The organism is Mucilaginibacter mallensis (assembly GCF_900105165.1).
In the GTDB taxonomy this organism is placed as follows: domain Bacteria; phylum Bacteroidota; class Bacteroidia; order Sphingobacteriales; family Sphingobacteriaceae; genus Mucilaginibacter; species Mucilaginibacter mallensis.
The window spans coordinates 1,414,728-1,440,746 of record NZ_LT629740.1; the positions used below are offsets into that span (position 1 = coordinate 1,414,728).

Consider the following 26,019-nt stretch of genomic DNA (forward strand, 5'->3'; position numbering starts at 1 on the left):
AGTGATGGTAAGGGTTTAGCCCGACGGAGGAGGGCCGGAGCGAAGCGTAGCCCTGAACAGCACGGCCCGCTGGATAGCGGGAACGCCCAAAGTATCTATAAGGGCGTCACCTTCGGCCCGTGCTATACGCTCATACGCCTGCTGGCCTTAAGCGCGAGGCCGGTATCCGCTGCTATCACTAACGCTGAACTTCGACGCGCTCCGCTGGTCGACCCTCTCTGCGGCAAGCCGCAAAGAGGGTGATGAATGTTTCACATGTTGCCCCTCTTTGCGCGCAGCGTAGAGAGGGTGGTCGGCGTAGCAATGACCGGGTGAGTTAAAATGTACGAGCGGCAAGCAGTCGGAGTTTTATCGTCACACGAATTTGTTTATTCCCCGAAACATATCTTACTTTGAACTTGTATTATAATAAGCTACCTCATTTATTAAATTATGAAGAATAACTCGCCGCTTAAGATCGCTGTTTTGGATGATTATCAGCAGGTCGCCTTTAAGTTTGCCGACTGGCATACCATAACTTCCAAAGCCGAAGTAAAGGTATTTCATGATCATATAGCTGATGAAAAAGTGGTAATTGAACGTTTGTTACCCTTTAATATAGTATGTGTAATGCGCGAAAGAACACCGCTTACCCGTAATATATTAGCGCAATTGCCAAATCTAAAGCTTATTGTTTCCACAGGTATGCGCAATGCTTCTATTGATAACAAGGCGGTTGAGGAATTGGGCATCCCGCTCAAATACACCCGTTATGTTGAAAATGGCGCGCCTGAAATTACCTGGGCATTGCTGATGGCCATAGCCCGCCACATCCCGCAGGAAAGCAACAACTTTAAAAACGGCTGGCAAACTACCGTTGGCACCGATCTGAAAGGGAAAACCATTGGCATACTTGGCCTGGGCAGGGTCGGTAGTAAAATAGCAGCCTATGCCAAAGCTTTTGATATGAATATAATTGCCTGGAGCCAGAATCTGACTGAAGAAAAAGCAATTGAGGCAGGGGCGAAATTAGTAAGCAAGGAAACCTTATTTAAAGAAGCTGATTTTGTAACTATCCACCTGGTATTAAGTGACCGTACAAAGGGGATTATTGGTGCAGAAGAATTACAGCTCATGAAACCTACGGCGTATTTTATAAATACATCGCGCGGGCCGCTGGTTTATGAAAAAGCATTGATTGAAATTCTACAGCAAAAAAAGATAGCCGGTGCTGCATTGGATGTATATGACACCGAACCATTGCCATTAGATCATCCTTTCCGCAAAATGGATAATGTATTGGGTACATCGCATATTGGTTATGTAACTGAAGATACTTATAAAGTGTTTTATGAGGATACAGTGAAGGCAATAGAAGATTGGATAGCGGTATAAAATGTTTGAATGATTAAAAATTCCCCTCTTGAGAGGGGAATAACCTATCAAGAGACATTACTATATATTTTATATTACCAAGTCTTCGCAGCGGTCTCTCGCAGAGGACCCTGCGCGGTTGTGGGTTGGGTCAAACACCTTGCACGAGTACGCAGGGTGACCACTGCGGGGACAAAAAATAGTATTAATAAAACCAATCTGCCTCTTGATGGGCTATTACTCTCAAGCGGGGAATCGCACAAGGCATATACTTGGCATATGCCCCATCTCACACAAATGCCAAATTGTTTAATGCTTAAGCAATTACCATTAATCATTATTATATTAGTTTTTTTATCACTATGAACTATCATAAATTACTTGAGCAGGTAAAAGATTACGTTTTAAATTATTACAAGGCGCATGATACTACAAACTTTCATTATCATAATGCAGAACATACCGAAGATGTCGTAACAGCAGCTGCTAAAATTGCCAATCATTACCAGTTAAATGATCATGATTATTTTATTGTAACGGCCGCTGCCTGGTTTCATGACCTCGGGTATATGGTTAGTATCACCAATCACGAGGATGAGGGGATTAAAATAGCTACCACATTTTTTAAAGAACATCAGTTGGATGATGAGGATATTAAGCTGATTGCGGGCTGTATAACTGCCACAAAAATGCCGCAATCGCCAATCACCTTATTAGAGCAGATCATTTGCGATGCCGACCTGTATAATCTGGGTACCGATAACTTTTTTAAGAAGGATAAAAAGCTGTTAAAGGAATATAATGTACTGCATAATGCAGATATGACTAAAACCGAATGGTGGACAAAAACGGTTAAGTTTTTAGAAGCCCAGTATTACCATACCGATTATGCAAAACTGTTGCTAAACGATACCAAAGAAAAAAATCTGCAGGAGCTGAAAGATAGACTGGCCCGGAATGAGGAAGATGAGCCGGTTGAGGCGCCTGCCATTGTCCAGGAGCCATCAACACCTCTTGCTGTTGCTGAAGCAGAGGAAGAGCAAGGCAAAAAGAAGAAAAAAGATAAGGGTAAAGATAAGAATAAACCAGATAAAGGTATTGAAACCATGTTCAGGATCAGCTCGAGCAATCATCAGCGCCTGAGTGATATGGCTGATAGAAAGGCCCATATCATGATCACGGTTAACTCCATTATCTTATCTGCCATAATCAGTTTGGTGTTAAGGAGATTGGATGCTTACGGTTATTTGATCGTTCCATCATTTATTTTATTAACGGTCAGCCTCATAGCCATGACTTTTTCCATTTTATCCACCCGGCCATCTATCCCAAAAGGCACTTTTACATTGGATGATGTGAATGAGAAAAGGGTTAACCTTCTATTCTTCGGTAATTTTTATAAAATGAAGCTGGAAGATTTTAACTATGGCATGCAAAAAATGATGCAGGAAAAGGACTTTTTGTATGGCAGTCTGATAAGGGACCTGTATGCACAGGGCGTTGTTTTGGGAAGAAAATATCATCTGTTAAGAGTAGCCTATAACGTTTTTATGTTTGGGCTCATCGTATCGGTATTAGCTTTCATTGTAGCTTTTATATTTTTCAATCATCAACTGCCTGAAGTAGCACACGTTAAGAATAAATGAAGAACAACCGTTTTTTTAACCGGGATTTAAGCTGGCTTTCGTTTAATGAACGGGTAATGGACGAGGCCGCCAACAGCCAGGTGCCATTGCTGGAAAGGCTGAAATTTCTGAGCATATTCTCATCAAACCTTGATGAGTTTTACCGGGTACGCATGCCGGTGCTGCATGCGCTGAAAAGAATTGGCGAGGATGATAATACACCCATCGATGCCGATGAACAATCAGCCGTTTTACAGCTGGCTATAAGTACAATTAATGCACTGCAGGAAAAATTCGGCAGTATATTACGGGAACAATTGATACCACAGTTTGAAAAACTGGGTGTTCACATTTTATATAATCAGCCATTTCCCGAAGCTGTTAAAAAAGAAACTACCGAATACTTTTTAGCCGAGGTTTTAGCTTTTTTACAACCGGTTGACCTTCAAGTAGAAGCGCATTTCTTCCCGGAAAATAACAAGCTGTATTTTGTGGTTAACCTGCTGAATGATGAGGGGAAGGAGAAGATCGTTCTGCTCAATATACCGTCTGACGAGTTGCCGCGTTTTTCAACTATTAAAGCTGATAAAGACATCTATATTGCTTTTTTGGATGATGTTATCCGGTATAATATTGATAAAGTATTTCCCGGAAGTGCCATACAAGGCTGCTATAGCATAAAAGTAACCCGCGATGCCGAACTGGATCTGAAGGATGAATATTCGGGTGATATTTCAGATCAGATTGAAAAACAATTAAAAAAGCGCGACTTTGGTTTGGCCACCCGTTTCCTGCACCAGGCGGGTATACCGCTGCGCATATTGCAATTTGTGAAGCACCAGTTTGAACTTAAGGGCGCCAGTGTAACCGAAGGTGGTGTTTATCATAATTTAAAGGATTTTTCCTCATTAAATATCAACCTGCCGGGAATCTCCTACGATTCATGGCAGGCTATCAATCCTTCAGCAATAAAATTCGAGCCAAGCCTGGCATTACAGGTGAAGAATAAGGATATATTGATCAATACCCCATACCAGAGCTATCACCCGGTGCTGCGTTTTTTTAACGAGGCTGCTATCAACCCGGATGTTACTGAAATTTATACTACGCTGTACAGGGTGGCCAGTAACTCTAAGATAGTTAATGCCCTGATAAGCGCCGCTAAGAACGGCAAAAAGGTACAGGTAGTAATAGAGCTTAAGGCCCGTTTTGATGAAGCCAACAACTTGCAATGGGCCAAAAAAATGAAGAATGCAGGTGTGGAGATCATTTATAGTATTACCGCACTAAAGGTACACGCCAAAATAGCACTGGTTAAAACTAAGGAGGGCGGTAGGGTAACCTATTCGGGTTTGCTGGCCACGGGTAATTTTAACGAGCAAACAGCCCGGTTCTATACCGATCATATCCTGTTTACCTGTAATCCCAACCTGATGCGGGAAATGGAGCTGCTGTTTATATTTTTAAGCAAACGTAAAAAGCCATCGGCCCATGATCCTTTGAACTTTAATAATTTACTGGTTGCCCAGTTTAATCTGCAAACCCGGTTTATTGAACTGATAGACCGTGAAATAGCGAATGCCAAGCAAGGACTGCCGTCAGGCATTACCCTTAAAATGAATAACCTGGAAGAAAAGGTACTCATTGATAAACTGTACGAGGCTTCGCAGGCAGGGGTTGAAATTTCACTGATCATCCGTAGTATTTGCTGCCTTATACCGGGCGTTAAGGGCATGAGTGAAAATATTACTATCAGGCGCATTGTGGATAGGAACCTGGAGCATGGCAGGATATTCATCTTCAATAACAATAATAACTCGGATATTTTCCTGGGATCGGCCGACTGGATGAACCGGAACATATACAACCGTATTGAAGTATGTTTCCCTATTTATGATGAGCAGATCAAAGCTGAAATTTTAGCCATTATCAACTTACAGCTTAATGATAACGTACAAGCAGTGTTGCTGAATGGCAGTGTTGAGAATGTAAAGATAAAAGCAGGTACGCCAGCTATCCAATCCCAGTTGGAGATATACAAAATGCTGAGGCAAATTGGTTAGATCATGACAAAAAGAGCATATAAACCTGTTATATTACTGTTGTTTTTACAGCTGCTGTTTTGCTCAAACCAATCCTTTGCGCAGGCACAATCACAATCGCCCATCCAGCAGTTTGATGATCGGGTACTTATCGATCTGCAAAACACCCGCACGCCCGCGCAAACAGATGTATTTATGTTTCTTACAAAAACATACCGTTATGGCGATATAGGTATACCTGCAGGCTTGTTTATTGGGGGCGTGTTAGGCCATGATCAGCAAATGCGGCAAAACTCATTATTTGTTGCCAGCAGCACTGCTGTATCATATGGTTTAAACCTGCTAGTAAAAACATTGGTTAAACGCCGCAGGCCATTTATTCAAAATGTTAGTATAACTCCTGTTTACAGGGCGGGCAGCTATTCATTTCCGTCGGGGCATACTTCCTCCACTATTGCAACTGCAACGGCGTTGAGTATGGCTTATCCTAAATGGTTTGTAATCGTTCCTGCTTATCTGTGGGCGGGGTCGGTTAGCTATTCGCGTATGTATCTGGGCGTGCATTATCCAAGTGATGTTGCCGGGGGCGCTGTATTGGGTGTTGGTTCGGCATTATCCATGTCGTTCTTAAAAAAACCTTAATTGTCAAAAATTGCCACATGCCAAATGCTGCGCTATAATTTTATATTTTTGTTAAAACACCTTAGCTGACTATGATACTTCCGCAACTTCCAGGTACTCCGCTTTGTATTCAGCTGTCTTTTCATAAAATTATTGAGAGGTTTGAAGAAATTGCTGCTGCCGGCGATGGGCTTTATAGTGCAAAGGCTAAGCAAATACTGCATGAAGTTGCTGCTCACCCTGAGCTGAAAAAAGGCATCAGTAATATCAGCGAGCTGGAAAAAAATATTACAGTAATATCCCATTTACTTGCCGATCTTTTTCCTGCCGCGTTAACGCAGAATGAAATAAAGGCGGTAAGTCTGCCTTACCAGGGCATTATGTTTAATTATACTGAGCGGTTTAAGAGTATTTTGCAGGAAGCAGGCCCCGATTTTTCCATCAATATCAGGGGTTTTGATGATGATCAGTTATTTATAGCTACCTGCTGCCTCATACTCAACCGGTTTTACGGCACCACACTCGATTTTAGCCGGCCCTTGTTCTATGATATCCCAACAGCAAACGGGATTATAAAGCACTACCGCATTATGTACAATGTGGATTTTATAGAGGTTATAGCCACTGAAAAAGCGCCTGTTTTATCAGGTGCCGATATTAACCTGCTGCTGGATAATTATGATAACATCGACCTGTGGAAAAAAACCTTCCCGGCGGCAAGCTATATACTGAAAGGGTTTGCCATCATGACCTTGTTTGATGTAACCATTGAAAATGCCGTATCAATATTAAAAGATAACTTACTTGCCGATACTGCCGCTCCTGAGATGCAGCAAAGCCTGGAACTGATCTTCAGATCTATATTTAAAACGCCCGACTTACAGGTGGGCTTTGTTTTGTTTGATAAAGAGGAAGATAAATTCAGCAACGCTGCTTTTGACGCCGAGGTGCATAGTTTCCTTTTGCTGGATAAAGATGAGGACGATACTATACGCTTACTTTGCAATGGATCATACCAAAGCCTAATAAAGGATCATACCTATTTTGCGGTTTCGGATATGGCACAATTTGTCGGCAAAAATAAGGATACCACCATGGCAAAGCATTTAAGCCTGCAAAATGTTGAAAGCTTTATTTTGGCGCCTGTTGTAAAAAATGGGGTGTTATTGGGAATTTTAGAACTGGTTTCGCCAAGGCCCAGGGAGCTTAACAGCATTAATGCCCATAAGCTGGATATTGTAATGCCTTACCTTATGGATACTATTGACCGTAAGATAAATTACTTTCAGAACCAGATACAGGCAGTTATACAAAACAATTATACCACGCTGCATCCCAGCGTTAACTGGAAATTTATCCGCGAAGCAAAAAATTATATTAGAAGCGCAAACGCAGGTTCGGAATATACTTTAAAGCAGATAGTATTTAAAAACGTGTACCCCTTATACGGGCAGGTTGATATAGGTAACTCGTCTCTCACCCGCAACCAGAGTGTAAGGAATGACCTGTTAAACCAACTGAATCAGCTTGTTGCGATAGTTGAACAGTTGCATGCCTACAAATACACCGAAGTTGCCGAGCAAAACCTGGCTGAGTTAAAGATTTTTGTTGATGAGCTGTCGGCAGGTATTAAGGCTGATACCGAGCAATATATACAGGAATACCTGGAAACTCGCATATACCCGCTGCTTAAGGATAGCTATAATGAAACCATAAAGGCCAATATTGAAAAGTACTTTACTCAGATTGATACCATAACCGGCGAATTTCATTTAAACCGCCGCTATTATGAACAAACGCTGACTGCCATTAACGCAACTTTAGCAACCATACTTGATAAAAGGCAGGAGGAGATCCAAAAGTATTATCCGCATTACTACGAGCGCTTTAAAACCGATGGGGTAGAGCATAACCTGTACATAGGTACCACTATTGTCCCTACGCTGGTATATAGCGACGAGCACTGGCGTCGCCTGCGTTTATGGCAGCTGCTGGTAACTGCCGAAATGGAGATTGAGCAATATCATTTGCGGTCAACGCTTCCTTATCCGCTGGGGGTAACATCGCTTATATTGGTATTCAGTACGCCAATTGCTATCCGTTTCCGGATGGATGAGAAACATTTTGATATAGATGGCGCCTACAATGTGCGCTACGAGGTGATCAAAAAGCGGATTGATAAGGCGCATATGAAAAATACAGAGGAACGTATAACTCACGAGGGTAAGCTCACTGTTATTTATTCAAAAAGTGAGGAGGAAACCGAATATAATTACTACCTGCATATCATGCAAGCTGCCGGTATACTGGCTGATGATATGGAATACTTTGATATAGAGGACCTGCAGGGTGTATCGGGCCTCAAAGGGCTTAGGGTGAGTATTCTGCACCAAGAAAATGTGTTTAAGAAGAATGACCTGTCGTATGATGTATTGTACCAGCAATTAAACTAATTGCCTGTAATAAATTCAGTTAATATGTTAAATTTGAGAATACGCACTATGAAAAAGATCAACCTGGTATTCCTGCTGTTTTTAGTAGTATTCAGCTTGTCAAACTGCAATACTAATGCGCAAAATAAAACACTGAAACTTGTTTTTATACGCCATGCGGAACGGCCTCAGGAGGGTGAAAACCTCAATTGCCAAGGCATAAACCGTTCATTACAATTGCCTGCGGTGCTTTATAAAAAGTTTGGTATCCCGCAAAATATATACGTGCCTGAGCTAAATATGGGTAAAAAAACCAAGCGGGCGCGCATGCTGCAAACTATTACACCCTTTGTGGCCAAATATAATGTATCGGTTAATTCTGCTTTTGAAGAAGAGGACTATAAAGGAGTGGGTAAAGCACTGTTAAATGAAAACGGTACTATATTTATTGTTTGGGAGCATAATAACATTGCGCCTATACTTGAATACCTGGGCATTACATCGCCCCTGAAATGGAAGGATAGCGATTTTGATAGCATATGGATTGTTACCTTTCCTCATGGATCGGCAGTGCTGACAAAAGATGCGGAAAATTTGCACCCGGCAGCGGGATGCCCATTTTAGTAATTAAGCAATATAAGCCTGATGGCTGGCTTATTAAATAACCATAAATACCTGTATCCTCATATCATAATCTATGCATAAAATTTTAAAACAGCTCTCCATATTTAAAGTATTAGTGGTTTGTATTTTATGCTGCTATACTTTTAAAGGCATTGCACAATCTCATTTAACGGAGGATAGCATAACCGTTGCCATTGAGCCTGAATATAACCAGGTTGGCAAAACGCAGCGCTTTTTACTGGGCGAAAACTACAGGCCATTATGGTCGACGCCGGTAAAAATGAAGGTATTCCATATCAGCCAGGAACGAGGCGGTTTAAAGATATTGCAGTTGGGCGGTGGTATGCAAACAAAGTCCTTGCGTTTGCAGGATTCAACCGGGCAGGAGTGGGTTTTAAGGACTATACAAAAGTATCCTGATAAGATATTGCCCGCAACGTTAAGGCCAACCATAGCCGCTGCAATAGTTCAGGATCAGATCTCGGCCGAACATCCTTTCGCGGCAATCACCGTGCCTCCGCTGGCTCAGGCGTTGGGTATCCCACATGCGCACCCTGTTGTTGTTTATGTGCCCGATGACCCTGCATTAGGGCAGTATCGTAAGGACTTTGCCAACCAGGTGTTCCTATTTGAAGAACGTGAACCGCTGGATGCTAAAAAAACAGATAATGTACCCAAAGTAAAAAATAAAGTCGAAACAGATAATGATACCCGTGTCGATCAGAAATTGGTTTTAAGGGCACGTTTGCTGGATATGCTGCTCGGCGACTGGGACAGGCATGAAGACCAGTGGCGCTTTGAAAAACAGAAGGACAGCGCGGGAAATAGTGTTTATTTGCCTGTTCCGCGTGATCGCGACCAGGTTTATAATAATGCTTATGGCCTTGCCCCCTGGCTGGTTTCAAGGTATTTGCTGATGGCTAAGTTTCAAAGCTATGGCAACCATATCCGCTCCATTAACCGCTGGAATTTGAATGCCCGCAACTTCGACCGCTATTTTTTAAATGGATTGAATGAGGAAGATTGGAAAGAAGAAATAGCCTATGTACAAAGCAAACTTACCGACCAGGTAATAGCCGATGCTATCAGAAAAATGCCCGATACCATCTTTAAACAAAGCGGCCCGGAGATCATCGGCAAGTTAATTGTCCGGCGGAATGTATTAAATGAGCAGGCTTTAAGATATTATCGTTTCCTATCGCAGGTGGTTACTGTACTGGCAACCTCAAAACGTGAAAATATTGATATTACCAATCAGCCTGATGGCAAAATAACGCTAAAAATTAATGCTCTTAAAAAGAAAGGCAAATTGGATCAGCTAACCTATCAGCGCACCTTTGACCCTGATGTTACCAACGAGATCCGGATCTATGGTATGGGGGGTAACGATATTTTTGTCGTGCATGGCACCAATAATTCGCCTATAAAGGTAAGGATGATCGGCGGAAGCGACGAAGATACTTATGCTATTGACAGCACCATAAGCGGCAAAGGCGGCAGGTATATTTATGACCGTTCCGACCAGAAGAACAATTTGCCTTCATCATCACAAGCCCATTTAAAAACTTCAACCGATACCGCGGTAAATAAGCATGATATAGTCGACTACAAGTACGATTACCTGCTCCCGCTGCCTTTGGCTACTTATAGCGATGATTACGGCTTCCAGTTAATTGCCAATTTTACTTATCAAAAGCAGGGTTTCCGAAAAGATCCTTATGCATCAAAACAAAGTTTAACAGTTAGTTATGGGTTTGGGGTTAGCTCATTGTTACTGAATTATATTGGTGATTTTAAAAAGGTGATCGCCAATAATGACCTTATGGTTAACGTGCTGAGCAAAGGGCCGAATTATAACAGCAACTTTTTTGGGATAGGTAACAACAGCGTTTTTGTTAACCAGGGATCGGAGCAAATTCACTACTACCGTGATGTTTATGATTACATTAATGCTGATGTACGATTGAAGCATATCTATGATAAGAAATGGACGGTAAGCGCGGGCTTAGCTGCCCAATACTATAATAGTGACGATGACGATAACCAGGATAGGTATTTAAATGTATATAACCAGCAGCACCCCGATCAAAAGGTTTTCAGTACACAAACCTATGCCGGCCTGGTAGCAGGCGTTGTGTTAGATACCCGCGATAAAGGTTTCCTGCCCCATAATGGTGTTAACTGGACTACCAGTTTAACTGGTATGAAACAGCTTAACGCAAGCGATCATGATTATGGGCAAATACAATCTGAATTTAGCTTTTATATCAATCCCGGTAAGGACTCGGTATTTGTAATTGCCAACAGAACAGGTGCCGGCACAACCCTCGGCAGTGCGGCATTTTACCAGCAGTTGAGGCTGGGCGGCAATACAAACCTGCGTGGCTTTTACATCGGGCGCTTTACCGGTAAAACCATGGCCTATAATGATTTTGAACTGCGCCTTAAACTGTTTGATTATGCTTCGTACCTGTTACCGGGTACTTTGGGTATTATAGGGTTTAATGATGTAGGCAGGGTATGGTCGCCGGGCGAATCATCAAATCAATGGCATGATGGCTATGGTGGCGGCCTGTACTTTTTACCGGCGCAGTTGTTTATGGTGCAGGTAGTAGTAGGTGCTTCAAAAGAAGGGGTTTATCCTTATATAGGAGCTGGGTTTAAGTTTTAGGGTGGGGATCAGTGAGGGTTTGAAAGATTAGGGTGTCATGCTGAGCGTTAGTCGAAGCATGCGGGCAAAGGCCTCTGCGCTCACCCTTCGACTAACGCTCAGGGTGACACCTCGCGCTTTATATAAAAACGTCTTAAAAAAATGTTGTCGGCGTCCTCACCGACAACTGATTATTCCCCTAGCTCCTTCAAATTAGCTTCCAGGCTTTTAAACCTTTTATGGAATTTAGCCATGTAATACCACAAGTTTCCTATAAATGAAAGGATAGTTAATGCAACACAGATCCATACGATTGCCGGCGTAGTTAATTTATAAAACTGAACCACAAACAACTTTATCATAGCGCAGTAATAAGCTGGGAAAAGAAACAGGTAAATAGCATTGGATATTATCTGGAATCTTTTAAAATCCGTTATAGCTTTTGTCAGCGTTTCTTTTAAGTTTTTGCTGATATCAATATTAAAGATTTGTTCATTTTTATTGGACACCCACATGGTTACTAAAGCAAATATAACCATTACAATAACCCAGGGTGTTGACTGTAAAAAATTATGACCGGTAAGTGCTTCCGGAAGAAAATATGTTATGCCAAGCTCAATAATAAGTACAGCAATTAAAGCCGGGCATACCGCTTTTGCGGCAGTGTTCCAGAATATGTTCTTCCGCTGAATTTCTGATAATGTGGTTGTAGTTTTCATAATGAGTTGTTCTAATGTTTCGGGTGTATGTTTTTGTTGTTGGTTTTCCTGCTCCTGGATCTTTTGCCAGTACACTTTAAATTCATCTAATTCCATATCATAAAGTATTTACAAGTGTTTTCAGCCTGGACTTTATCTTATTCAACTTAAAGCCTATGTTAGTTTCCGACAGACCCAAAATCTCTGATATCTCTTTATAACTGCAATCATCCATATACAACATGGTAATAGCGCGCTCAATTTCTGTTAGTTTTTTTATGGCCTCATACATGGCGGTTATGCGTTCCTCCAGTTCACCATTATCAGTATGCGGCACCTGGAATGCCTCACCGTCGAGCTCAGCAAACTTTTCTCGCTTAGTTTCCTTTCTTAACCGTGTAATGGCGTTGTTAATAGCAATGCGGTACATCCATGTGGTAACCTTTGAGTCGCCTTTAAACGTTGAGTAAGAGCGCCATAACTGCAGAACAATATCCTGAAAAAGATCTTCCTTATCCTCCTTATTGTTGCAATACATATTGCAAACTTTAAAGATGAGGCCCTCGTTCTCAGTAATAAGTAACAGAAATTGCTCTTTCAATTATTGATATTTATAGAATTAGTCGCACAACGTTTAGAAAACTTAGAGGCAGCACTAATTATTTTTAATAAATATAGATTTAGTTGTTGTAAAACCACAAGCGGGACGCTTGCGGTAGCAGAAGAAGTAGGAAAAGGTGTCTATATGCCAACAAAAAAGCCACAAGCTGTTTAGCTTATGGCTTTGTATATCAGTGTGCGTATTACTTACAAATAAGATTGCAGCAAACGCGATTTTGAGTTTTGTCTTAAACGAAGCAATGCTTTGTCTTTTATTTGGCGTACACGCTCGCGGGTTAGGTTGAATTTCTCACCTATCTCTTCTAATGAATGCGCAGAGGTACTGTTCAAACCAAAGAATAATACGATCACTTGTCTTTCGCGTTCAGCTAAAATACCTAATGAGCGTTTAATCTCCTGAGTAAGTGAATCTGTCATCAGGTCGTCGTCAGTACCGGCATCTGAACTTTGCAATACATCCAGCAATGTGTTTTCCTCGCCGGTAATAAATGGCGCGTCAACAGATATATGTCGGCCAGCGTTTGATAATGCGTCCGAGATCTTATCAGCAGTAGTTTCCAAATCTTCTGCCAATTCTTCAGGAGTTGGCGGGCGCTCAAACTGTTGCTCCAGTTTTGATGATGATTTACGGATCTTGCTTAATGAACCTACCTGGTTTAATGGCAGGCGCACAATACGCGATTGTTCAGCAACGGCTGAAAGTATCGACTGGCGGATCCACCAAACAGCGTATGATATAAATTTAAAACCTTTGGTTTCATCAAAACGTTTGGCAGCCTTTATCAAGCCAAGGTTACCTTCGTTTATCAAGTCGCCTAAAGTAAGGCCCTGATTTTGGTATTGTTTTGCAACCGATACCACAAAACGCAGGTTAGTTTTAGTTAAACGTTCTAAAGCTACCTGGTCACCTTCGCGAATCTTTTGCGCAAGGATCACTTCTTCCTGCGCGGTAATAAGATCCACTTTCGCAATCTCACTTAAATATTTATCAAGGGATTGTGATTCACGGTTGGTAATGGATTGGGTTATCTTAAGTTGTCTCATGTTGTAACGTAAGGGGCAGGGAAGTTAGAAAGGGAATTCACTAAAGTGCCTGAGACTGCAAAGATACTCAAAGAATTGTAAACTGAGCGTAATTAAAATGAAAGGAAAATGTGATGAAATATTAACATTGTGTTTTTTTAAGCGTGTAGTAACCAGTTGATTATAGCTTTGGTCTGCTTTCTTAATAAGTAATATCGTTTAAATAGGGTGGATTGCCGTAGAGTGTAAACAATATTTTCTGTTTATAAACCCCTTTTTGAGATAGTTTTTCACATTATATATGCACATAATTATACACGTAGTCTGCGACTACATAAAAAGTAAAATTATCCGAAATAATCACCCGGCCACTTTCAGCCAGCCTGTAATACTCATTCTGGGCAGATGGGTGATTAATACTTCGTGTTCCAGCTCATTGCTCTTAAAAAAGACGCTTTTACCTGCATTTGGTGAAATGTCTTGAGTATCATTACCTTGATAGATGCGTAAGGCTCCGCCATCAACTTCGCTGTTTAAATACATGATCATTGAAAAGGCCCTGTTACCGTTTTGCTTAAAATTATCCAGGTGCCGTTTGTAGAAACTTCCTTTTTCGTAAAGCGTGTAATGAAATTCATAACCGGTTATTCCGGCATAACAGCTCCGGTTTAAGTGGCTTACAAAACTGTCCATCAAATCGAAAAAAACATTTTCATAAATATTATTATGGATACGGTCGAGCCAATAAATTTTGTCACTCCGGATGAGTTTATTATGATTGATTAGAAGCTCATTTCCTGTTCCGGCAGTAACGAGCTGCTCACCTGCATAAAGCGCGGTAATATTATCGACTAAGTGTGCTGATAATTCCTGGCTAAGAAAGTCTTTAACTATACCTACGTTAGTGGCCAGGTAGCTATCGATAAGTTTGTCGAATATGATTTCCAAATTGACCTAAGTTACCATAAATAACTAAGGAACAACTAAAAGCTTAATAATGATCGATGGATTAGTATAATTACATCAATCAAGCGATTCTTATTCGTTATATGTTAAGCACCTGCAAGCCTGGCCATAGCAGGGGAGGAACCGGTATATTTTTTAAAAAAATTGGTGAAGTAAGCCGGTTCTTCGAATCCCAGCCCACCCGCCACCTGGGCTATACTCCAATCCGTATGTTTGAGTAAAGCATAGGCTTCTTTCAATATACGTTCAGCAATATGCTGCGTTGTGGTTTTGCCGGTGAGCTCTTTAACTGAGCGGTTCAGGTGATTGGTATGCACCGCAAGGTTTTGCGCAAACTCGTTGGCTGTTTTCAGTTTAAGGGATTGTTCCGGCGAATCGATCGGGAATTGCCTTTCGAGCAATTCTAAAAATTGGGTGGTGAGCCTGGCCGCAGCGCCAGTGCTTACCGCATAGTTGCTTAAGGGTGCAATCTTTAACGCTTCGTGCATAAGGATATGCAGATAGTTACGCAACAGGTCATATTTGCCTGTATAATCCGACTCCATTTCTTCCATCATTTTGCCAAGCATGGCCGCCAAAAAAGTTAACTGGGTATCATTCAAAAAAACGATGTGATTGCCGCCTGCTTTAAATAAAGGGAAATCCTGCAGCATGCTTTTATCCTCATAACCGATAAAAGTTTGGGTAAACAGACAAAACCAACCTGTTTGCGGGCCGGGCCCGGATTCCCAGGAAGAAGGTACCGAGGGGCTGGAAAACAGCAGTGCAGGGCGGTCGATCTGTACCTGCTTTTCCGCATAATGCATGGTCCCATTGCCAATCACCAGCGCGATCTTATAAAAGTCACGGCGGCTGAAAGGAGTCTTTTGCAGGCAGTGTTTGCGCACAAATACATTGAAATGGCCCTGCCCGGTATTGTTCTCGGCAAAAACCTGTTGATTGTCTACCGGGTGGCGCCGGTAAAATTCTTCGAGTGTTTCGATAGCTTCCATGGTGAAAGGTAGGTATTTATTTGATTATTATAAATGAATATGACTATTTAATGATGAAAAAAGCGGCGAGTGTTTGAATGTTATAAATTCCTGCTTGAATTCTATAAATGCTGACCCGGCAGTCACAGTTACTTTTGTGCCATGGAAACCGGTTTTAGAAAATGGATCATCGTAGTTACGATCATCACCTCCACCATCATCGAACTGATCGATACCACCATTGTCAATGTTTCGATCAATACCATGAGCGGCAACTTAGGTGCATCGCTGGAAGATACCGCCTGGGTGATCACCTCTTACGCTATTGCCAATGTCATCGTCATCCCGATGACCAGTTTCCTGGCTGAAAAGATTGGGCGGAAACAATATTATATCGGTTCCATCCTCTTATTTACGCTGGCTTCGGCCATGTGCGGGTTTTCACATAATTTATGGGAGCTGGTTGCTTTTCGTTTTTTCCAGGGTATCGGCGGTGGTGCTTTGCTCTCCACATCGCAATCTATCCTTTTTGAAACATTCCCTGTTAAGGAACGGGCAACCGCCAGCGGTATCTTCAGCCTGGGCATCATCATCGGCCCTTCTATCGGCCCGGTAATGGGAGGATATATTGTGGATAATTTATCCTGGCAATGGATCTTTTATGTAAATATCCCTATTGGCCTTTTAGCTGCGCTGCTTTCCTATATTTACCTTAAACCCACCAAACGATCCCAGGACGGGCGCCGCATCGACTGGCTTGGCATCTTTTTATTAACAATAGGTGTCGGTTCACTGCAGGTAGTGCTGGAAAGGGGCGAAACCGATGACTGGTTTGCCGCAGGTTATATCATCGCGCTCAGTATCATCTCCGCCTTATCTTTAGCGGTGCTGATCTGGTGGGAATTAAAAATCGAACACCCGGTTATTAACCTGCGGGTATTGAAAAGTACTACCTTGTCAATTTCCGCCATCATGACCTTTGTGCTGGGCTTTGGCCTGTTCAGTGCCGTATTTGTTTTTCCCTTATATGCACAGCGTATTATCGGCTACTCCGCCTTTCAAACCGGCACCATGTTGCTACCGGGTACACTAATGGCTGCCATGATCTCACCCTTTTTGGGCAAAATGCTGCAAAGCGGCATCCGTCCACAATATCTCATCATTACTGGCTTTGGCCTGTCGGCGGTATTCGGCTTCATGATGTCGGGCTCGAACCTTGAAACTGGTGGTGCTTATTTTTTCATCCCCTTAATTTGCAGGGGGCTAGGTGCCGCGCTGTTAATCGTACCGCTAACCGCACTCGCTGTTTCAGAGCTTAAACCGTCAGATATCCCGCAGGGTGCCGCTCTGAACAATATGATGCGGCAGATGGGCGGGTCATTCGGCATCGCCCTGATCAATACCTATATCGCACAGCGCTCTGCAGCCAACCGTACAGCATTGATCGCCCATGTAACCGCCTCGGATCCTTTGACTATAATGCGCAGGCAATCCTATGTCAATAATTTTATGGCCCACGGCGCTACCTATCTTCGGGCGCTCCAGGCTTCACTCGGGGCATTGGAGAACACCGTGGTGCGGCAAACATTCCTGTTAAGTTATATGGATGCTTTTCTGCTGCTGGCCATCCTGAATGCCTGCTGCATCCCGCTGGTGATCATGACAATCAAAAAAAGGGTAGCAGTTAAGGCCGGCAAGGTGGAGATACCCGATGCGCATTGAGTACAGGATTTGATTTGACAAAAAAATATATTTTGTCAAGATAGGTACTTATCTTTGTCGGGTAAGATAAAACAATGACCAGCCAGGACGATATCATCCACCAGGAAATTTTGCAGGCAGCCTTGCGCCTGTACCGTAAATCCGGCCCTACAAAAGTTACCATGGATAACGTGGCAACGGCTACAGGTCGCAGCAGGAGCTCGCTTTATTATTATTTCAAAAACCGGGACGAGATTTTCCAGGCAGTACTCGACCGGATAGCTGAGGATGTTGCCGCTGAGATCCGTATTGCAGTAACAGTCGCTGCAAATTTGAACGATAAGCTATACGCCTATTGTTCAACTAAGATGAAAACTACTGCAGAATGGAAACGTGTGTTCAATGCAATGGATCAGTCGATGAGTGACGATGAAATATCAAAGCATACCAAACTGATGGATGCCTTGCATAAAAAACTAATTTACCTGGAACAGGGCATACTGATCGAAGCGATATCGCAAGTTGGCCTGCCCCACGATCGTAGTATAAGCAACGCTGAACAGGAGATGCTCGCCTTTATAATTTCAAGTGCTGTAAGAGGTATAAGGCGTGAGGTTTATGACCACAACGATCCGCACGACCCAAAAGCTGCCGCTGCTTTATTAAGCGGCATGGTTGCCAAATGGTTGAAGTCTTAAAAGTTCTATTTGTTTTTCGGCATTAATTAAAATTTTGTCAGTTTTAAATGAAAAAAATAAGTCAGCTTAATTTATTCAGAGCATTTGCGAGCCGCAACTATACGCTCTACTTTTTTGGCAGGGCCGTATCGCAATTCGGTACCTGGATGCAGCGCACGGCTGTGGTATGGGTGGTATACACCCTTACACACTCTGCATTCCTGCTCGGTGTGACCATTTTTGCAGAGCAGTTCCCGTCATTTTTATTTTCCATCCCGGGCGGCGTAGCAGCCGACCGCTATAACCGTTACACAATTATCAAAATTACCCAGATAATCTCTATGGTCCAGGCCGTGTTGCTGGCGGTGCTGGTTCTCACCGGCCATACGGCAGTATGGGCCATCCTTTTGCTCAGTGTGCTCCTGGGCATCATTAATGCATTCGATGTTCCCGCACGGCAGGCACTGATCAACGATGTGGTAGCCAGCCCTGATGATCTGCCGAATGCGCTCTCGCTTTCAACAGCGACGGCCAGCCTGGCACAATTGCTGGGACCGGCATTATCAGGCATTGTGCTGAGCGTGTTTGGTGCCGGCGTATGTTTTCTCCTGAACGCGGCCAGTTTTGGCGGGGTTATCCTGTCGCTACTGTTCATGAAATTACCGACTTACCTGCCCAAAAAGACGAATAAAAGAGTTATCGCTGAATTTGCCGAAGGTTTCTCTTACATTAAAAATAATCGTGATATAGGCCTTATGGTAACCATGCTTGCAGTAGTTAGTTTACTGGTGTTGCCCTATAATACGGTATTGCCTGTATTTGCCAAAGTAGTTTTCAAGGGCGACGCCTCCACTTTTGGTTATATCAACAGTTTTGTGGGCATTGGCGCAGTAGCAGGTACCATTTTTCTGGCTTCGCGCAAACCCGGGGTGCATTTAAAAAGAATATTGTTTATCAGTACCATATTGATGGGTGTGGGGCTGATTTGTTTTTCACAAATAAAGAATTTTCCCGCAGCTATGCTTTTTGCAGCGATTGCTGGTTATGGCTCTATAGCACAGTTTACCATCAGCAATATTGTGGTCCAGTCGGATGCCGCGCCTGAAATGCGTGGCCGGACTATGGGCGTCCTGCTGATGGCCATCTTTGGCATGTTGCCGCTGGGGAGTTTGCTAACTGGCGCTGTATCTGAACGTATAGGCGCACCTGCCACGGTACTGTTCCAGGGGATAATAGCGGTAGTTATAGCGTTAATATTCATTAAGTTCTTAACCAGGTCGCACAAATCCGGCTTTAAAACGGTTTGATATTACTGCCAGACGGCTCATGTTAGGGCTGGCTATCGAGCGATAAACCACATTTATATAACCTGGTATTTTAATTAGCTGATCTTCAACAGTTAATTATTTTTTCATCTGGAAGTGGGTTTAATAATACTATTTTCAAAATTATATTTTCAAAAAATGAAAGAACAATTGCTCGATTTAATTACGGCTTCAAAATCAAACTCACTGGCATTTAACAGGGTTATTGAATTTATAGGCACTTATTACCAACATCAGCCTGCTGCATTTAAAAATGGCGATGCCTATAATGAATCTACACAAAATCAAGGAAGCGCAAAGATCTTTGCCTTTGCCCGTATTAATAGCCTGAGCGAAGCAGATACCCTTTACTTATTTGCAGAACACTATCATTCAGTGCTGGCTAACCCTCTTGGGACAGATCATCAAAATATCAGGCAATTTATGGCGCACGGCTGGGCAGGAGTATTTTTCGAAAGCGACGCTTTGATTTTGAAATGATAAAATAGCTATTTATCAATCTGTTTCCGGTCTTTTCATGACAACCCCGGATTATGGGAGTTACATTATTTACGTTGCACTGTTTTATTAATTGTTTTCCAAACAGTTAATAAATGTTATCAGAAAATTGCATTTATTTAATTATAACAGTAATGTAAGTATTTTTATTCATGAAATAATTGATTATAACTATTATTTGCAAATAAATAAACTTTAATGAAAAATTAGGTGTAGAGCTTCTGGTTTTAACGAGCTGAATAACGGTTATTAGTATTAGAATTTGATTATGTGAGATTGATTGTAGTTTCCTAATCCTTTTAAATATTAAACCATGAAAGCGTCATCACCATATTTTAAATATCGGGTCGGTTTCTTAACTCTATTCCTGATTTTTTCTTTTGCCGTCAATGTTTATTCTGCAGGGTTCACTAATACTACTTATGCCTATAGCCTTCCCATAACCCTACAAACAACATCTTTAGGCATCACCAGCAATCAAACTAGTTTTCCTTACCTGGTTACAATAACTGATGCTTCACTTGTTATTTCAACAACGAGTTGTAACAATAAGGTTCAATTTCCAAACGGGCCCGCGTATGATTTCGCCTTTGTTGATGCAACAGCAGGTGAAGTGCCGTATCAGGTAGTGAGTTATAACCAAACCGCGGGAACATTGTTGGTTTGGGTTCAAGTCCCTACATTAACCCACTCAACAAACAATCTGTTAACTTTTTATTTTGGGTCGGCCACCGCCCCTGCAAACCATACAACGGCATTTTATCAATCCACATGGCCGAGTGATTACCAGGCGGTATATCATTTGGATGAAGGGTCATCTTCTGCAGCTGCCATAGATGCTACAACCAATGTTAATGCAGGTACACAAACTTCAACAACCGCAGTAGCAGGCAAAATAGGGGGCGCCTACTCTTTTAACGGCAGCAGCAGTAAAATTGTGGCACTTGCCCCGGCAAGTGTTGGGGGGAACTTTACCTTTTCAGCATGGGTGTATGTAAACACTTTACAAGCCAGCCAGGGAATAGTAACTGACGAAAGCCTCTTAAGTGGGGGTAGGTTGGGCTTATATACCAGTGGGGGGGTAAAAGCCGGGGTTGAAGCGAAGACTGCCATTTTTACACTTTCAGATCTGTTAGCATCAGGTGGAACAAATCTTTCTGCGGGTACATGGTATTATGTGCAAGGTGTTTGTTCTACTGTTGCAATTCTAACAACAACCCAAACGTATGTGAACGGCGCGCCTGACCGTTCAACCACGGGCACATCTTTAAGCATTACACCAGGGCCAATAGTTATCGGGCAGGATTATGGAGGTGTCAATATCATGAATGGAATTATTGATGAGGTGCGAATCTCTAATGTTGCTAAAACAGCCGACTGGATAAAAGCAGAATATGTTGATCAGAGTAACCCGGCTGGGTTCTGTTCATCAGGAGCATTAACTGTGTACAGCACCTTTGCGGCAGCCATACCTGGCGGCTTAACCTATACCTGGACAGGCGGAACCAGTAATAACCCAACTGTGGCTACCAATTGGACTAATACCACTACCGGAACAGCCAATCAACTACCTGCTTTTGACGGAACTGCTACCCTGATTATAGGATCAGGCTCGTTCAGCCCCTCGTTAACTGCTGATGAAAAAGTTTTTGGTTTAACTGTAAACAGTGGCGCAACTTTAAATTTAAACGGGCATAATTTAAATATTGCCTGTAATTTGAATAATACAGGTACCGGTACTATTAATTGGGCCAATAGCAATACATCTGCAATAACCTGGAATGGCTCAATGGCGGCCCAAAGCTATAATGGAGGGACAACCACGGGTTACACGCATGTGGGTAACATGGTAATTAATAATTCAGCAAGTGGCACTGTTACTATTAATAATGATACCGTAGATATATATAACCAGCTAACTATGACAAAAGGCAACCTGGCTGTTAGTCCGGCGGCTATTGTTAATATTAAAAGTAATGCCGAACAAACAGCCAATGTAGCGTCCATACCATCAGGCAGCAGTATTACAGGTTCGGTTAATGTGGAGCGTTATATTACGGGCGGTACCGTCGCCACACGCACCTGGCGATTAATGTCATCACCAATTTACAATAGTGCAGGTACTTATAATTTTGTGAGCAATCTTAAGCAAAATCTCATAGTTACAGGTACCGGAGGAGCTAGTGCGGGGTTTGATCCGCCAGCATCATGGCTCACCAGCTATACGGTCAATGGTCCTACTGTACTCACGTACAGCAATGGATTGTTTTATGGCCTTACCAGCAGCACTCAGACGGCACAGGTAGGTACCGGGTTTTATTTTTATTTCAGGGGTGATCGAATTCATAATTTACCATCTAAACTTGTAAGTGTTGGTGGTGTTTATGCAATTCCTGACGCAAATACCATTGGTTTATGGACAGGCACACTTAACCAGGGCACGCAAACGCTTAGTCTTTCAGGAGCGAACAGTTTTTTTTGTATCGGTAACCCTTACGCCTGTACCATAAATGCAAATAACATTACGGGTACAAACCTTTTAAGCACTGGCGTCGTAAATGTTTTTGTATATGATTATACGCACAATGCCACCAATACCACAATAGCTACCGGAGTCCCTTATATTTCTTCGGGGGAGGGGATTTTTGTGCAGTCGTCTACCGCTAGTACCGGGAGTGTTGTGTTTTCTGAATCAATGAAAGATGTTACTCCTGCTCATCAGCCGGGATATACAGGTTCACCTGCGGTGCCGTTAACAATGTCTGTTGTGCAGCACACGGGGCAGGATTCGTATATCCGTTTAAGGATGATCCTGAATGCCAGTCATTCTGACCTCGCTTACATCAGGTTTAATAAGAACTATAAATCAATCTTTGATCCCACTGAAGATATTCGTGATTTTAGTGCCAGCGGCCAAACCGTATTTTTTGGCAGCATGACCAGTGATAGTGTAGAGGTTGATGTTAATTCGATGCCAACGGTACAAAAGAAATTATCATTTTATTTAAGTGTTAACGCCTCAGCAAGCGGAAATTACACTATAAAAAAACTGGACCTGGTTGGGATAGATAAGGTTTACGATGTATGGCTGGTAGATCATTATAAAAATGATACAGTTAACATGCGGACTGTTGATTCAACTACGTTTGCTATTGATAAAACTAACCCGTTAACTTATGGAAACAGCAGGTTTGAGGTAGCTATCATTCAAAAAGAGCTTCCACCTTATCAGCTTATCTCATTTACAGGCAAACGGGTATTGTTAAATAACCAGCTTACCTGGAAAACTAAAAATGAGTATTTCTATACCACTTTCGACTTGCAGAAAAGCGTGGATAACGGAGTTACTTATAATGATATACAAACCATACAATCCGATAGTACCGGCAGTTATTCTTACACTGATAAAAACGCGGCTAATGCCAAATTAATGTACCGGTTAAAACAAACGGATATTAATAACAATGTTACTTATTCAAATGTGGTCATTCTACAAGCCGGGGTAAATAACCTGGTTGAGTTTGATATTTTTCCCAATCCGACAGCTTGGTCTATCCAGTTCCGTTTGCGTCAGGAAGTCAAACTGCCATTGAAAATGAATATCTATAATTCATCAGGTATTCTGGTCATGTCCACTGTTTTTAATGCCAATACAGGCATACAGAACGTGAGTAGTTTAAGCCATGGCTCCTATATAATTAACCTGCTGGATAGTAGTACGAGTAAAGATTTGGGAATGGCAAAGTTTATTAAGTTATAGAAAGCTTTATGAAAGTGTTGTGCTGCCCTGCAGTAATAAATTCAAATCCTGTTATTGCACAAAATAAAGGGTACTACACTTTCATTACTGAGGTTGCGAATAAAAATCTTGTGATATGCTTTTACACAGTTACCCATGTATTATCTGTTTGCTGATAGTTTTATCTTCAGCAATTATTACCTGTTTAATAATTCCCCGTATTATAGATGCAGCGCATATCCATCAGATATATGACATCCTTGGCAATTGTAGAAAACAGCATGATCAGGGCATTCCGCGCTTAGGTGGCGTAGCAATTTTTATAGGTTTTATCGTCTCGTTTTTATTACCCGGTCTTCCCGGCGAAAAGTTAAATATCAATTACTTATTGTGTGGTTTCATTATCATTTTTGCACTTGGCCTGATAGATGATCTGGCCGGCGTAACGGCACGCACTAAATTCATCACTCAGTTTATTGCGGCATTTATCCTGGTTATCCCTGGCGATATAAGAATTAGTAATATGTATGGCTTTTTGGGTATATACGAATTACCTTATGTACTCAGTTCATTGTTAACGATTTTCCTGATCATGCTGGTGGTAAATGCCTTTAACCTGATAGATGGAATTGATGGTTTGGCAGCGACAACCGGTATATTTGTGAACGGCACCTTAGGCTTGCTTTTTATTTACATGGGGCAGTATGAACTTGCTGCGTTACCCTTATCACTAGTTGGGGCGCTCATCGGGTTCCTGAAATTCAATATAACCCCGGCTAAAATATTTATGGGCGATACCGGTTCACTGTTAATAGGTTTGGTATCCATCATTTCAGCTATTAAATTTATCGAGATGAGTAAATTTATTAATTCATCGCCATTGCGCGTTTATTCAGCACCGCTATTGATAATTGCATTGCTGATGGGCCCGGTATTTGACACTATAAGGGTTATGGTTATTCGTATTACCAAAGGCATTTCGCCCTTTACTGCAGATCGCAATCACAATCATCACCGGATGCTGAAAATCGGGTTTAATCACCTACAGACCACTATTGTTTTTGCTATATTAAATGCCATTTCAATAGCTATTGTATTGTTTTTGGATGGTATTAACAGTTCATTTTTGCTTTGCTATGTGTTTTTAACATACTTGTTTTTTAATGGATTTTTAACATTTACTATTCGTTTTAAACAACGCTCATTAACATCATAGCCCGGATTATATCAGTGATCTTATTTTCTGATCAATTAAGATCAGCCAGTATATCCAGGGAAGGGATTCAACTGCCGGATCTGTTTGCCAGCATAATTACCTGCCTGTCGCCTGGCCGTCAGTTACGGATCTGGTGATACCACAAACGGGAACCTGTTTACGCAGCAGTACAGCCCAACTGATACTCACAAATCCCCTATAACTCCATCAGGTGATAGTGCAGTAATACTTGCATTCTTAAAATCTTTCAGGTTTCTGATTACAATAAAAACGCAAACCAAATATTATTGGTGTTGTTATTACAATTATTTATTTGTTTTTGAAAAAAATCTTTTAGATTAGCGCTAATTATAACCTACGCAGGCATTAATGAATGTCTGCATAAATTCAATTTTGAATATTTTATGAAATATTAGGTAGGCCGACTTTATGAATTGAAGATGTGTAATAGCTGTTAATTGGTAATTATCAGGCTGAAAATTCTTCAATTATTAAGATGGCTTTGTAATAATTATATAATGCAATTTAATTGTTTATTAAACAGTTAAATTAATGTGACAATATTTAGAAAGTTTAAGCACATTGTTTTTGCTGATCAGGCATTGATAATGGTTTCACCTCATATAAAATGATGAAATTGCATGATCTTCCGGATGAGAGATTGATCGAACTTTTCGAACTGGGCGATATTGCAGCTTTTGAAGAGATATATAACAGGTATTGGCTTAAACTTTATTCTGCTGCGTATAACCGGTTAAAAGAAAGGGAAGCCGCTCAGGAAATTGTGCAGGATTTCTTTACCAGTTTCTGGGTCAACAGGGCACAACTCAAAATACATTCCTCGCTTCAGGGTTATCTGTTTTCCGCTATTAAATATTCAGTGTTAAACTATAAGCGGGCAGAAAATGTAAGAGCCGACTATTGTGAATTATTATTGATGGCCAACAATAGCTCGCACAATCCAACAGAAGAGTATGTTACTTATAAAGAGCTGATGGAAAGCATTAATAGTGGTGTTGAGCAGTTACCCCCTAAATGCCGTTCGGTTTTTGAACTTAGCCGCAATCAATACAAATCGAATAAAGAAATAGCTAAACTGCTGGATATATCTGAAAAAACAGTAGAAAATCATTTAACCAAAGCGCTCAGGTATTTGAGGGTAAATGTTAATACGTCAATCCTTTTGCTTTTCTTTTTCTTTCGTTAGGTTTTATAAACCATAAGCAGGTATTCGCTG

General features: G+C 41.7%; 20 protein-coding genes. 15 read left to right on the forward strand and 5 right to left on the reverse strand.

What is annotated here, in order from left to right:
- Positions 1 to 432: 432 nt before the first annotated feature.
- The 7 genes from BLU33_RS05855 (at position 433) to BLU33_RS05890 (ending at position 11,368) form a co-directional block, all read left to right on the forward strand.
- A complete protein-coding gene (locus BLU33_RS05855; RefSeq protein ID WP_091370263.1) occupies positions 433 to 1,374 on the forward strand; it encodes a D-2-hydroxyacid dehydrogenase family protein in 942 nt (313 codons plus the stop codon).
- 341 nt (positions 1,375 to 1,715) lie between these two features.
- Positions 1,716 to 2,999, forward strand: coding sequence for a Pycsar system effector family protein (locus tag BLU33_RS05865; protein ID WP_091370267.1), 1,284 nt, complete (start codon positions 1,716 to 1,718; stop codon positions 2,997 to 2,999).
- On the forward strand, positions 2,996 to 5,041 hold the full coding sequence (gene ppk1, locus BLU33_RS05870; protein ID WP_091370268.1) for a polyphosphate kinase 1: 2,046 nt from the start codon (positions 2,996 to 2,998) through the stop codon (positions 5,039 to 5,041). The genes BLU33_RS05865 and ppk1 overlap by 4 nt, the downstream gene beginning before the upstream one ends.
- A gap of 3 nt (positions 5,042 to 5,044) precedes the next feature.
- Positions 5,045 to 5,662 (forward strand): phosphatase PAP2 family protein, encoded by a 618-nt coding sequence (locus BLU33_RS05875; RefSeq protein WP_091370270.1) that lies wholly within the window; start codon positions 5,045 to 5,047, stop codon positions 5,660 to 5,662.
- Positions 5,663 to 5,733: 71 nt separating this feature from the next.
- On the forward strand, positions 5,734 to 8,094 hold the full coding sequence (locus BLU33_RS05880; protein WP_091370272.1) for a GAF domain-containing protein: 2,361 nt from the start codon (positions 5,734 to 5,736) through the stop codon (positions 8,092 to 8,094).
- A 48-nt stretch (positions 8,095 to 8,142) separates the two neighbouring features.
- The gene (locus BLU33_RS05885; RefSeq protein ID WP_091370274.1) at positions 8,143 to 8,697 is read left to right on the forward strand and encodes a hypothetical protein; all 555 of its coding nucleotides are present in this window, start codon (positions 8,143 to 8,145) and stop codon (positions 8,695 to 8,697) included.
- A gap of 73 nt (positions 8,698 to 8,770) precedes the next feature.
- Positions 8,771 to 11,368: a BamA/TamA family outer membrane protein gene (locus BLU33_RS05890; RefSeq protein ID WP_091370276.1), complete on the forward strand. Its 2,598-nt coding sequence runs from the start codon at positions 8,771 to 8,773 to the stop codon at positions 11,366 to 11,368.
- Between the two features lie 170 nt (positions 11,369 to 11,538).
- Here BLU33_RS05890 and BLU33_RS05895 read toward each other — a convergent pair whose 3' ends face one another.
- Positions 11,539 to 12,162 (reverse strand): hypothetical protein, encoded by a 624-nt coding sequence (locus tag BLU33_RS05895; RefSeq protein WP_091370278.1) that lies wholly within the window; start codon positions 12,160 to 12,162, stop codon positions 11,539 to 11,541.
- A 1-nt stretch (position 12,163) separates the two neighbouring features.
- Positions 12,164 to 12,646, reverse strand: a complete 483-nt coding sequence (locus BLU33_RS05900) for an RNA polymerase sigma factor (RefSeq protein WP_091370280.1) — start codon at positions 12,644 to 12,646, stop codon at positions 12,164 to 12,166.
- A 3-nt stretch (positions 12,647 to 12,649) separates the two neighbouring features.
- Between BLU33_RS05900 and BLU33_RS25030 the strand changes: the two genes are divergently transcribed.
- Positions 12,650 to 12,820 (forward strand): hypothetical protein, encoded by a 171-nt coding sequence (locus tag BLU33_RS25030; protein ID WP_157682062.1) that lies wholly within the window; start codon positions 12,650 to 12,652, stop codon positions 12,818 to 12,820.
- 32 nt (positions 12,821 to 12,852) lie between these two features.
- Here the strand turns inward: BLU33_RS25030 and BLU33_RS05905 are convergent, their stop codons facing one another.
- The 3 genes from BLU33_RS05905 to BLU33_RS05915 form a co-directional block, all read right to left on the reverse strand.
- Entirely contained in the window at positions 12,853 to 13,710 is an 858-nt protein-coding gene (locus BLU33_RS05905; protein WP_091370281.1) for a sigma-70 family RNA polymerase sigma factor, read from the reverse strand.
- A 339-nt stretch (positions 13,711 to 14,049) separates the two neighbouring features.
- Positions 14,050 to 14,637: a 2OG-Fe(II) oxygenase gene (locus BLU33_RS05910; protein ID WP_091370283.1), complete on the reverse strand. Its 588-nt coding sequence runs from the start codon at positions 14,635 to 14,637 to the stop codon at positions 14,050 to 14,052.
- A 104-nt stretch (positions 14,638 to 14,741) separates the two neighbouring features.
- The gene (locus tag BLU33_RS05915) at positions 14,742 to 15,647 is read right to left on the reverse strand and encodes a helix-turn-helix domain-containing protein (protein ID WP_197684566.1); all 906 of its coding nucleotides are present in this window, start codon (positions 15,645 to 15,647) and stop codon (positions 14,742 to 14,744) included.
- A 141-nt stretch (positions 15,648 to 15,788) separates the two neighbouring features.
- On the opposite strand from BLU33_RS05915, the gene BLU33_RS05920 reads away from it, so the two are divergent.
- The 7 genes from BLU33_RS05920 (at position 15,789) to BLU33_RS05950 (ending at position 25,989) form a co-directional block, all read left to right on the forward strand.
- Positions 15,789 to 17,348: a DHA2 family efflux MFS transporter permease subunit gene (locus tag BLU33_RS05920; protein ID WP_091370285.1), complete on the forward strand. Its 1,560-nt coding sequence runs from the start codon at positions 15,789 to 15,791 to the stop codon at positions 17,346 to 17,348.
- Between the two features lie 74 nt (positions 17,349 to 17,422).
- Complete coding sequence (locus BLU33_RS05925) at positions 17,423 to 18,025, forward strand: TetR/AcrR family transcriptional regulator (protein WP_091370286.1); 603 nt, start codon at positions 17,423 to 17,425, stop codon at positions 18,023 to 18,025.
- Between the two features lie 47 nt (positions 18,026 to 18,072).
- Positions 18,073 to 19,311, forward strand: a complete 1,239-nt coding sequence (locus BLU33_RS05930; RefSeq protein WP_091370288.1) for an MFS transporter — start codon at positions 18,073 to 18,075, stop codon at positions 19,309 to 19,311.
- Between the two features lie 156 nt (positions 19,312 to 19,467).
- Complete coding sequence (locus BLU33_RS05935) at positions 19,468 to 19,809, forward strand: HopJ type III effector protein (RefSeq protein WP_091370290.1); 342 nt, start codon at positions 19,468 to 19,470, stop codon at positions 19,807 to 19,809.
- A gap of 331 nt (positions 19,810 to 20,140) precedes the next feature.
- Entirely contained in the window at positions 20,141 to 23,587 is a 3,447-nt protein-coding gene (locus BLU33_RS05940; RefSeq protein ID WP_091370292.1) for a DUF2341 domain-containing protein, read from the forward strand.
- 115 nt (positions 23,588 to 23,702) lie between these two features.
- Positions 23,703 to 24,782, forward strand: coding sequence for an MraY family glycosyltransferase (locus BLU33_RS05945; RefSeq protein ID WP_091370293.1), 1,080 nt, complete (start codon positions 23,703 to 23,705; stop codon positions 24,780 to 24,782).
- Between the two features lie 628 nt (positions 24,783 to 25,410).
- Positions 25,411 to 25,989, forward strand: a complete 579-nt coding sequence (locus tag BLU33_RS05950; protein WP_091370295.1) for an RNA polymerase sigma-70 factor — start codon at positions 25,411 to 25,413, stop codon at positions 25,987 to 25,989.
- Positions 25,990 to 26,019 lie beyond the last annotated feature (30 nt).

Excerpts from the sequence above, each read along its gene's own strand:
- BLU33_RS05855 (WP_091370263.1), top strand. The coding sequence starts at position 433 with ATGAAGAATAACTCGCCGCTTAAGATCGCTGTTTTGGATGATTATCAG.
- BLU33_RS05865 (WP_091370267.1), top strand. The coding sequence starts at position 1,716 with ATGAACTATCATAAATTACTTGAGCAGGTAAAAGATTACGTTTTAAAT.
- ppk1 (WP_091370268.1), top strand. The coding sequence starts at position 2,996 with ATGAAGAACAACCGTTTTTTTAACCGGGATTTAAGCTGGCTTTCGTTT.
- BLU33_RS05875 (WP_091370270.1), top strand. The coding sequence starts at position 5,045 with ATGACAAAAAGAGCATATAAACCTGTTATATTACTGTTGTTTTTACAG.
- BLU33_RS05880 (WP_091370272.1), top strand. The coding sequence starts at position 5,734 with ATGATACTTCCGCAACTTCCAGGTACTCCGCTTTGTATTCAGCTGTCT.
- BLU33_RS05885 (WP_091370274.1), top strand. The coding sequence starts at position 8,143 with ATGAAAAAGATCAACCTGGTATTCCTGCTGTTTTTAGTAGTATTCAGC.
- BLU33_RS05890 (WP_091370276.1), top strand. The coding sequence starts at position 8,771 with ATGCATAAAATTTTAAAACAGCTCTCCATATTTAAAGTATTAGTGGTT.
- BLU33_RS05895 (WP_091370278.1), bottom strand. The coding sequence starts at position 12,162 with ATGGAATTAGATGAATTTAAAGTGTACTGGCAAAAGATCCAGGAGCAG.
- BLU33_RS05905 (WP_091370281.1), bottom strand. The coding sequence starts at position 13,710 with ATGAGACAACTTAAGATAACCCAATCCATTACCAACCGTGAATCACAA.
- BLU33_RS05915 (WP_197684566.1), bottom strand. The coding sequence starts at position 15,647 with ATGGAAGCTATCGAAACACTCGAAGAATTTTACCGGCGCCACCCGGTA.
- BLU33_RS05920 (WP_091370285.1), top strand. The coding sequence starts at position 15,789 with ATGGAAACCGGTTTTAGAAAATGGATCATCGTAGTTACGATCATCACC.
- BLU33_RS05925 (WP_091370286.1), top strand. The coding sequence starts at position 17,423 with ATGACCAGCCAGGACGATATCATCCACCAGGAAATTTTGCAGGCAGCC.
- BLU33_RS05930 (WP_091370288.1), top strand. The coding sequence starts at position 18,073 with ATGAAAAAAATAAGTCAGCTTAATTTATTCAGAGCATTTGCGAGCCGC.
- BLU33_RS05935 (WP_091370290.1), top strand. The coding sequence starts at position 19,468 with ATGAAAGAACAATTGCTCGATTTAATTACGGCTTCAAAATCAAACTCA.
- BLU33_RS05940 (WP_091370292.1), top strand. The coding sequence starts at position 20,141 with ATGAAAGCGTCATCACCATATTTTAAATATCGGGTCGGTTTCTTAACT.
- BLU33_RS05945 (WP_091370293.1), top strand. The coding sequence starts at position 23,703 with ATGCTTTTACACAGTTACCCATGTATTATCTGTTTGCTGATAGTTTTA.
- BLU33_RS05950 (WP_091370295.1), top strand. The coding sequence starts at position 25,411 with ATGATGAAATTGCATGATCTTCCGGATGAGAGATTGATCGAACTTTTC.